The 1,820-nt window shown below is 47.2% G+C and carries 1 protein-coding gene, 1 tRNA gene and 1 pseudogene; all 3 read right to left on the bottom strand.

Going from position 1 to position 1,820, the window contains the following annotated elements; genetic code table 11:
* Positions 1 to 60: 60 nt before the first annotated feature.
* Positions 61 to 768: pseudogene (locus P5683_RS24455) on the bottom strand (ISNCY family transposase); the annotation flags it as partial.
* Positions 769 to 1,082: 314 nt separating this feature from the next.
* Positions 1,083 to 1,155, bottom strand: a tRNA-His gene (locus P5683_RS24450).
* Positions 1,156 to 1,328: 173 nt separating this feature from the next.
* A partial coding sequence (locus tag P5683_RS24445) for an IS630 family transposase (protein ID WP_315647009.1) occupies positions 1,329 to 1,820 on the bottom strand: 492 nt, incomplete at its 5' end.

Here is a 1,820-nt window from a genome sequence, read left to right as displayed (position 1 = left end):
TCCATGATGCCATGGATTCCGTTCTCAAAGCTGCGTCCTAACCACCTTGACTAATGCTATAGTATGAGACTCGGGGCGACAGACCACGATGAAGTTAAGTTGCTGCTCCAGAAACTGCTGGCACAACGGTTGATGGCAATAGAGATCATCTCCTAAAACCGTGACCTTCACAGCCCATTAGCGTTGCCCTTGACTTGATAGCCAGCGTTTCGCGGCAGCATTTTCACAGTCTTGCTTGTCATGACCATCTTGGGGCACGATCAATTCAGGAACCAAGGGAATCACACCAGTCTTTCCCGGACAGACGATGACTGGGGTGACAACGCTATGGAAGTAATGGGTTTCTCCTGACTTCAGGGTGCGCTTCGAGCATTGGGGGCAGTGAATTTTGTAGGAACTGAAGTATTCAGTGCCATCCAACGCTACTAATAGACTGCCCCCAAGTGAACGGAAGCCTTCTAACTGCCCCTGGACTTCCAATACTTGTAAGATATCCTCAAAGACCGGAAAGATGTGGTCTGGTGACACTGAGTCCAACAAATCCCGGATGTGGTTGTCCGAGGGAATTTGATGAATCCCAAACCAGCTTTGAGCATTGCTCTTGCCTTTGTTGCCTTCCATGGTGCGTTGATAGGCAAGGAATGATGGGGTTTGAGTGAAGAACACACTAAACGCGCGATTGGCTGCGTCTTCCATCCCATAGTGGCTATTCTTACCAGTAGGCTTGTCCGGTAACGAGGACAAACGCTGGCGAAAAGAACTGACGATTGTGTCAAACAACTTATGTTTTTCCAACGGCTCTGACCATATTGGCTCTTGGATGTCCTTACACTACCCCATTTTCCGTCCTTGAGTCGCTTTTTTCTAAAATGAGAATTGCTGGGGGGAGGAATGGATATTTGACAGATTGATTAAGTTGTGCTTATTGATTAACCCGTCAATAATTAAGTTTTGTTGCTAAGGGATATGCACTAATCGTCCCGTGTGCTAAGACTGAATGGAGTGCATATTAAGTGTAACGGTACGACTATCGGGTTAAGTAAATCCCGCTATTGCAGCTAGGATAAGGTGATAGACTTCAGGGCGAACGATGGGATTCGAACCCACGAGTGGAGGAACCACAATCCTCTGCCTTAACCACTTGGCTACGCCCGCCATACGATTAGTAATCGTAGCACAGACATCAAATAAAAAGCAATAACCTGAGCGAAATTTTTTTTTCGGCTAGCGGAGACAGGGAAAAGCCGGGTTAACCCAATCATGAGCAGGTATCGAGTCCCTAATGGACAGATGAGTTAACCCATCAGATATAGCACTAGTCAATACGGTTAGGACGCAGCATTGAGAACAGAATCCATGGCATCATGGAGAGAATCAAACTGCTCAATACAATGGCGAATGCGGGCTTTCAACCACGACCAACATTTCTCTATCTTGTTGAGGTCTGGCGAATAAGGCGGAAGATAGAGTAAACGGCATTGAGCTGCCTCCACCAGTTCAGCAATCCGCCCCCCTTTATGAAACGTTGCATTGTCCAATACTAGAGTCTGACCTGGCTTCAATGTTGGAATTAAGATGAACTCCAACCACAACTCAAACACTGTCCGATTACAACAACCCTCAAAGGTAAAGGGAGCTAAGAGTTGTTGATCACACCATGGGGCCATATAGCTCACCCTGCCCTGCCTCTTCCCTGATTTGAGGGCATGGAAGCGTTTTCCTTCCTCGCAGTAACCATAAGGGTAATCCGAGTCCTGACTATTCATGCCGGCTTCATCGAGGTAGACCACTTCTTGTGGCTCCATATGTTCAATCTGAGC

Source organism: Limnospira sp. PMC 1279.21, assembly GCF_032349615.1.
In the GTDB taxonomy this organism is placed as follows: Bacteria; Cyanobacteriota; Cyanobacteriia; order Cyanobacteriales; family Microcoleaceae; genus Limnospira; species Limnospira fusiformis.
Note: the sequence above shows the minus strand (reverse complement) of the source record. Positions and strands in the feature narration are given on the sequence as shown.